This window comes from Streptomyces sp. NPDC111802, assembly GCF_055634335.1.
Map to the genome: position 1 here is coordinate 1 of NZ_JBVKCZ010000118.1, position 7,532 is coordinate 7,532.

The 7,532-nt window shown below is 63.3% G+C and carries 5 protein-coding genes and 2 pseudogenes; 2 read left to right on the forward strand and 5 right to left on the reverse strand.

Going from position 1 to position 7,532, the window contains the following annotated elements; all coding sequences use genetic code 11:
- Positions 1–74 precede the first annotated feature (74 nt).
- From ACZ7NC_RS43775 to ACZ7NC_RS43790, 4 genes and pseudogenes are all read right to left on the reverse strand, one after another.
- Positions 75–835 (reverse strand): annotated as a pseudogene (locus tag ACZ7NC_RS43775) (transposase family protein).
- Between the two features lie 1,213 nt (positions 836–2,048).
- Positions 2,049–2,426 (reverse strand): annotated as a pseudogene (locus ACZ7NC_RS43780) (transposase); the annotation flags it as partial.
- Positions 2,427–3,354: 928 nt separating this feature from the next.
- On the reverse strand, positions 3,355–4,137 hold the full coding sequence (locus ACZ7NC_RS43785) for a M23 family metallopeptidase (protein WP_471497643.1): 783 nt from the start codon (positions 4,135–4,137) through the stop codon (positions 3,355–3,357).
- An 830-nt stretch (positions 4,138–4,967) separates the two neighbouring features.
- Positions 4,968–5,096 carry a hypothetical protein gene (locus ACZ7NC_RS43790; RefSeq protein ID WP_471497639.1) on the reverse strand — a complete coding sequence of 43 codons (129 nt, stop codon included), beginning with the start codon at positions 5,094–5,096 and terminating at the stop codon, positions 4,968–4,970.
- A 255-nt stretch (positions 5,097–5,351) separates the two neighbouring features.
- Here ACZ7NC_RS43790 and ACZ7NC_RS43795 point away from each other — a divergent pair, with 255 nt between their 5' ends.
- Positions 5,352–5,783: a hypothetical protein gene (locus tag ACZ7NC_RS43795; RefSeq protein WP_471497641.1), complete on the forward strand. Its 432-nt coding sequence runs from the start codon at positions 5,352–5,354 to the stop codon at positions 5,781–5,783.
- 131 nt (positions 5,784–5,914) lie between these two features.
- The gene (locus tag ACZ7NC_RS43800) at positions 5,915–6,199 is read left to right on the forward strand and encodes a hypothetical protein (RefSeq protein WP_471497647.1); all 285 of its coding nucleotides are present in this window, start codon (positions 5,915–5,917) and stop codon (positions 6,197–6,199) included.
- Here ACZ7NC_RS43800 and ACZ7NC_RS43805 read toward each other — a convergent pair.
- The gene (locus ACZ7NC_RS43805) at positions 6,095–6,943 is read right to left on the reverse strand and encodes an IS110 family transposase (protein WP_471497645.1); all 849 of its coding nucleotides are present in this window, start codon (positions 6,941–6,943) and stop codon (positions 6,095–6,097) included. The genes ACZ7NC_RS43800 and ACZ7NC_RS43805 overlap by 105 nt on opposite strands.
- Positions 6,944–7,532 lie beyond the last annotated feature (589 nt).

Here is a 7,532-nt window from a genome sequence, read left to right on the forward strand (position 1 = left end):
GCGCAATCCCCGCAACTACCTGGCCTTCCTCGGACTCGCAGCTGCCCTTTGCTGCTACAAGCGACTCGTCCGCCTCACCACATAGGACACGGTCTAAAGCGTGTTGCAGAGGCGCTGCTTGGGCAGGTCAGGCCCGGGTTTCTACTGTTCTGATCATGCTGCCATCCGTCGCCGCGTTGGCTGCAGTCACGTAGGATCTTGTAGTGCTTCATCCGGGCGAAGGCATGCCCGACGCGGGCGCGGACCTGGCGATGCTCCGCGCTGTCTTCCTCTGCACCCGCGAGGAGTGGCCGGCCGGGCCGTTTTCGGTGCGGGACGACCACTCCGGTGTTGATGGACGCACCGCCGCCGAGCACCGTGACGCCGTCGCAGCTTTGGACGGGACCGGAGTTCCCCCAGACCGGGGCGTCGGCCCGACTGCCTGGGGCCGGCCGGGCCGTGGGCACGACCAGCCTGGTGTCGGCATCGATGATGACCTGCGCATTTGCCGAGAAGCGGTAATTGCGGCTCGAGGCACCGAATTGCCGGTCGCGGACCACAATCAAGGTGCCGTCCACGATCCACAACCGATCCGCGGTGCCGGCGAGCCGGGAAGCCGGCCCGAGAGCGAGGAAGGGACGCAGCCGCAGGATGACCCGGCACACCATCGCCATCGAGAGACGGCGAACAGCGGCGCGAGCTGCCGCATGGTCAGGTTCGTGCGCCAGTAGACCGCCACCAGCAGCACCCGATCCGCCCGCTCACGCACCACCCGTAACAAGCCTTCGAACTGCCGCATCCGCAGGCCCGCGAAGGTCTCGACCCACAACGGATCGGCCCTCAACACCCGACGCATACAAGGGAATTGCCCTAGGGTCTGCCTTCAAAGATTACTGGATGATGGATCACGGTTGCGTGATACGTAGTTATGAACTTACCGGGGAGGGAGGTGCTCGCTCTTCACCGGCGCAACCTCGGCCTCAAGAGCAAGAGACCCCAGATGTTCGACCGACCGACACACCTATCGCCGTCGCACCACCATCGAGCGCTGCTTCAACCGACTCAAGGGTTTGCGTGGCATCGCCGCCGGCTACGAGAAGGCCGCCACTCCTGCGAAGCAGCCATCCCCTCACATCTTTCCCGCTGTTGGGCAAGATCAGTTCGAAGACGGACCCAGAGCGGTTCTTCTTCTTCGGCATGATGTGGCCGTGTAGTCGGGTTCAAGGCGGTGAACAGGTTGCTTGCCCCGGATGGGCGCGTGTAGGCCGATCTCCGTGGAGGCGGTGGCGGGTGCCCGGGAGGGTGGTGGTGAATCTCGTCCAAAGCAGGAACGACGCGAGTGGTGAATCCGCTGCGTGGGAGGTGGCGGTTTTGTTGTATCTGGCGACGATGACGCAAAAGCTTTGAGTCGATTGAAGCAGCGATCGATGACATTGGGCTGGCAGTAGGTCTCCCGATCGAATCCTGGTGATCTTCCGCCGCCAGCCGGTGCCGCCGTTGGTCGTTCTTCTCAAGGAGGGGGTAGGCGACCCCGCGTTCGCGTTAGGTAGCGCGAATACGCGAGGGTTGTAGGTCTGGGCAGCGACGACCTGGCCAGGCATAAACGCGGGCGTCGGGGGCCAGTTGATGGGCATTCGGATGCGTTCCAGTAAAAGGGTCGGTGTAGACGCCTGTCGTGGCGTAGTCGGGTGTGAGCAGGATGGCCGCGGTCTGCTGGCCGTCGGCTCCAAGGTACAGTTGGGTGATCAGGCAGCCTCGGGATCGGCCAAGCACGATCGTCGGTTCGTACTAGCGATGATTCCCGCTCTTTTTGGCCAGTGGCGGCGGACTGCTAGGCCTTGTGTGTCGTGATCAATCTTGTCGATCCGGATCCGGTAGGAAGGCGATCGTGTCCGCGCTGGCAACTCACCGATGACCGTGGCAGTGGGTCGAGCCGTACCTGCCGGCAGGCGAGTACGGTTCTACCCCCACTGGCTATGGATTCACTTCGAGGGCGATCTGGAGGTTCAGCACAGGCGCGCAGTGGGGGAGAGTCCGAGCCCGGACTAGACGTTCCGGGGCTGACGGACGCCGCTGTCCTCACCGCCCTGCTGGAGGGCTATGTGCGGGGGATTGCTTGTTGCGGTGGAGCGGGAACGCGTGTGACGCCGACGAGGCCGGCGTCCTCGAGGCGGTGCTGCATGGCTTCCTGCAGGAGACCCTGGACACCGGCGCGCGCCAGATCAGGAACCGGCGGTGAGCAGTCGACCTGGACATGCCGAAGCATGGTGGCTGTGGGCGCCAGGCGCAGTTGACCAGGAGCCTTAGATGATGGCTGCAAACAGCGTCTAATCACATGTGTCCTGCGTTCCGTAGCCCTGCGGCCGCATGCTCGGCGCAGGGATCTACGGCTTGGCAATCTCCCACAGCCCGTCCGGAACAATGCAATTCCACGCACCTCGCACCATTGGCGCGTTCGGTCCGGTGCAAGGGGTATTCGGTCCGCTTTGATGGCCCGCCTTCACCAACAAGTTGACGGTTCTGAAACCCTGCAGCCAACCTATCAGGGCTCGGCGGCTTCCTTGTGTCCATCAATTCTGTCTGGAACCGGCGGTGATTGGTCGGGGAGCCCACCCGCCTCCCACGGAGGAGTAAGGCCCACAGCTGCCCATCGCCTTCGCGATGTGGCCATCGCCCTATTTCCTCTCTGTGTGAACTCAAGGCGCCCGGATGCCGTTGGCGCACCCCTAGTAGCTCCCCTCTCTCGCATTGCCAGAAGCCAAGCAGCATCCGGGGTTCGACCGTCTTCCAGTAATCGTACAAACCTCACTGACACATCGTCATTCACGTCTCATAATCCATTCTCTTCAATCCAGCGTTGCCAGGGCTGATGCCGCTGAGATGCGGGACGCTCCCATTGCTGTTCGGGGGGAGAGGGCCCCGAAACATCACAGACCCTACTTGATATCGTGGGTCGGGCCGCTGTAGCTATCCTCCAACGCGGCGAAGCTGATTTCTCGAATGGTTACGACCACTACATCTATTACGCTTTTAGTGAGAGATTCACTCGCATGAGGAATGTGACAACAGTGGCCTCGTGAGCAATGGGAGGAATCGGCGACGCAAGATCATGCTCGGTCCTTGACTCGCGCCGCTACACCGAGAAGCGGATGATCAGGAGGTTGTTCACAGCGGCCGCGTTCTCCAACGGGAGTCCCCCCATTGCGATGACGTGTGGCCGCCGTAGCAGTGACAGCCAACACCCCACCAACCCGAGGCTCCGCAACGTCTATTCGGTCTGGAGAGGAGCAGGACTGGTAAGGCCCTGGTCCAATGAAGAGCAAGTAGCGAGCCGCTAGCACTTTCCGCTGACTTAACAGGGCTGAGAGCCGAACTTCAAGTGTGGCGGAGGCTCACGCCGTGCGAGCGCAGGTAGGCGACCGGGTCGATGTCAGAGCCGTATTCCGCTGTCGTGCGGGCCTCGAAGTGGAGATGCGGCCCGGTCACGTTGCCTGTGGCCCCCGACAAGCCGATCTGTTGGCCTGGGGCGACCGCCTGGCCCACGGACACGCTGACATACGAGAGGTGGCCGTACTGGGTGTAGGTACCGTCAGTCATGCGAACCACGACCTGGTTGCCGTACGCTCCGCCCCATCCGGCCTTTACGACCGTGCCCGAGCCGACCACGCGGACGGTGGTGCCGCTGGCGGCGTGGAAGTCAATGCCTGTGTGGCTGCCAGATGACCAAACGGCACCACCGGCCTTGTAGCCGGTGGACACGTACGAGTTGGAGAGCGGAGCCACATAGGCAAGCAGGCGTTCGCGCTTGGCTTCACGGGCGGCATGCAACTCGGCCTGACGCTCGTTCCTGGCTTTTTCGGCCGCCATTGCGCGCGCGTCTTCCTCGGCGGCGTTCTTCGCGGCGGAATATTGCTGGGCCACTGCCTGATCCGCGATCCGCTCGGGTATGGAGCTCCCATCGATGACAAGTGGAATGAGGCCTGTCTGCTTGGCTGCAGGTTCGGCGGCAAGCGCGGCAGCGGCCAGAGACCCGATTACACCCGTGACTGTGAGAGCGGCGACGCCGACCACCCGGGTGGTCGTGCGCTCGATCCGGTTGGGTCGACGATGCTTGCCGGTGGGGCGACTGTCGCCTGAATTCTCAGCTGCCGATTTAATCGAAGACAATACATCAGATGCAGCGGTGCTCGAACCTGAGATTCCGCGAGCATGCCCAAGAGGCCCGGGAACTCGCGGGGATTGAGCCGCCAATCTCGCGAGGAGGACCGGATTGGTGTACGCGTCTCCAGGATGGGAGCTCCCATCGGGCGACCCACCCGGGGGATGCATCCTTCCAGGCCGCGAAGAGCCCTGCACGCCATCCATTGCCACCGCTGCTCCTCCTCGACCCGGCCGGAGCGGGCCTCAAAGTCTCCTGCACGAGCGTCAAACTCGTGGGCAGATATAAGTTCGCTGTTTCCACTTCCGTCCGGTCATTCAGTGCCGCCGTCGGGCCCACGGGAAGTGTGTTCTCCGGACGACGCTCCAGAACGGCGCCCGGAGCTTCTCCTTTCCAGGGCATCAGCAGAGCACAATGCCGAATGCATGCACTACTAATGATCACGACAAGTCTTCCGCCTCTGGCTGGGCACGAATCTGTCACCTGACTGAGTAGCTTGAATCTCCTAGGTCACCTAGCGGGAGCGCTGGGCCCCACCGCCGCCGCGCTCATCGGCATGTCGTTGCACCTCTTCTCCCCATGTATCAGGGCATGCATCAGGGCCTATCTGCATCGACACTGACATCCGGCGCAGGGACACACGTATTTCGAACGCTCACGTCCCGGCAAGGGAGCAGGTGGCGCTTCGGTCGTTGCCGTGCCCGCTGCGTGGGCCAAAGAGCCACGTCCGGGTCGGCCACCCCCAGCTCGCCGCCCCCATCGAGCCCAAGCCAGTGTCGAAAGCAGGGCATAAGCCCCTGACCTACGTGGGGAGGGGGTATCGAGGGTGTCAGGACGAGCTTGGCAACCGTTTGCCGATGGCGGCGGACCGGCCGACGATCGCCCGGGAGTAGACGTCCATGCCAAACGCGACGTAGACAATCCCGGACCAGGTGGCGGCGAAGGTGAAGTCGCGCAAGGTGGTGCGGAACTTCCTCCCGCGCCGGGCGCCCTCAAGGCCAAGGCCCGCGCCAGCCGGGCGAGGGGGCAGCGGCCCCCCCGCCGGTTTGCCTTCACGGTGCAGCTGCCGCCAGGTCCTCCGCACTGTGCAGACCATGGCCTCCTCTGTGTGAACACAGCTGATCTGCGCCTTCAGCGGCGCATCCCGCACTCACCAGGGGCTGGGCCTACGGTTCCCGGGGGCGTAGCAGGTTCTCATCGCGATCCTCAGTCCGTGGCCGGTCAGAACCCGGCAGATCGGCTCGGCTCTGAACACCTCGCGGTGCGCGTCGATGAACGCTACGAGCGTCTCGACGAGCGGTCGTGCTCGGCCGTGAACAAAGCCGAGGCCACCTTCAAGATCCCGTTCACCTGCCGCAGTCCCCGCCCATTCGCAAACCCAGGCCCGCCCCACCTGCAATGCACTGATCCCCAATTTCGCCACGACCGCCTGCACGACACACTCGATCGGGCAACTCGGATGATCTCGGCCGCGGTGCGGGTGTCCGATCTGGTTCTGGACGCCATCGACGCCCCGTATAGAACCTGGACGTCAGGAACTTCGTGGATTCGGCATCCCGTTCGCATGTCCGAGAGCGATGGGGCGGTCGCTGAACGCTTCCACGGACTGGCGGTCGGCGTTTGGCAGCCCGCGGACGTCTCCTAGGTCGATTTGTATGGCACGAGCGCCGGTTCCTGACGGGTGCCCACTGTGAGCCGTCCTTCTGTGCAAGGGATCCAGGACACTCGTATGGCATAGGCGGGCGGTTGGCCAGGTGGCGCTCCGAGGTGCGGAGGGTGACGCTCGACGAGGGCTATCGCAAGGGAGACAGAGCGATGAACGTCCGTACTTCTGTGTCGGCCATCGTGCGTAATGACCTGTTCGACGAGGTATTCGAAGCACTACATAACGTGAATCCTGATGCCATCCTGGCAGCTTCTTACCGCTCGAACGGCTCGGGCGACACCACGAGGTTATCAATATCGCTGAGTGGTGACTTTCGCGAGATAGTGAGGGAGCGACTCGCGGCATTCCCGGATGTTGAATGCAAAATCGAGATGACAGGCATCGGGGACCTGTGACTCGGGCAGGTCGCACCCTACGGACGTATGTTGTCGGTGATTGTGGCTTCGCATCGCCAGGGCCTCGATTCCGTCGTGGCGACGAAGCATTCGTGCAGGAAGTCGGATCTTGAAATGGCCTAAGCGGCGATTCGGGCTTGACTCTCTCGGTCGTACCGCCGTCTCGACCAGAGGAGTTGCTCCAGTGACGCTGGCAAGACAACGCGGAGGACCCTCAGCTTCGGATGGCCGGGGCGAGGGGTTGGAGCCGCCGCGTGGATGGTGCGGGCCTCGCGGGAAGCACAGACCGTTACGCTTGTCGAACGGGGCCTGTTGTGGGCTTGGCCGCAGTCCCAGACCGCGCCCTGCTGAGACGGCCCAGTCCGCGACAGCCTGGGCCAGCTCATAATCCACAGGCAGCGGATTGTGGGCGGTCATGTCGACAGGCAGAATGTACGCCAGAGCGGCGGTGTCGACAGCGTTGGACTTCCTCTGCGAGACGGAATGCCGGTCACGGTAGCGGGCAACCGCGAGTGGATTGATTGCGAAGACCTGTCGGCCAGTGGCTCGCAGGCGGGCGACAAGCAGCCCTCGCGAGCTCTCGATCGCGACGGGGATCGGGGTTTGCTCGGTGTCGCCGTCCTTGGCGAACGGCCCGGCCAGCTGGGAAAGTCCGGCAGTGTCGTCGCTAATAGGCGGCCTGTCCAGCTGCTCTCCGTCTGCATTGGCCAAGGCGCCGTCATGGTGGTCCACGCCGCAGAACACAGCTGCCAACAGACCAACGATCTATATTCAACACCCCTTCCGTCACGGTGTTTGCGCAGCCCCGAGCCTGAGTAGGGTGCATGTGCTCCCTAACGGAAGTGCTCAAGGCACGACGGCCCGCCACTCATTGGCAACCCTAGCGAGCGCACGGTCTTCTCCGGGGCTGGTGGGCCCGCGATGAGGTGACAGGTGATCCGTGCAGATGGCTCATGGCTCATGCCAGGGACAGCGAATCCGCCGATGCCGACAGCGGGCGAGTGAGGGTCATAACTGGCCTTACTGGGGCCGCAGCAGGACAGGTCTGTCATCCTGAGAGGTGGTTCCGTTCTGGTGAATACGGCAGCCGTGGCGATGCCGCCAGGGGTCAGATCCGTCTCAGTAAAAGACTGACGGCCCGAGTGACGGACAGCCCCTGGCCTCTGACCGGAACTACTCTCGGGAGCGGACCGAGTCCCGCTCCATTGCTGGCGTCGAAGCGCTGGAACGAGCCAGGGCTAGTACTGCAACGGTGCTTGTGCTGATTGCTGGGCAGGTTTATGGGCTGTGTCCGCGTCGCCTGTAGTGGCTGATGCGGGCTTGGTGTTGGCGT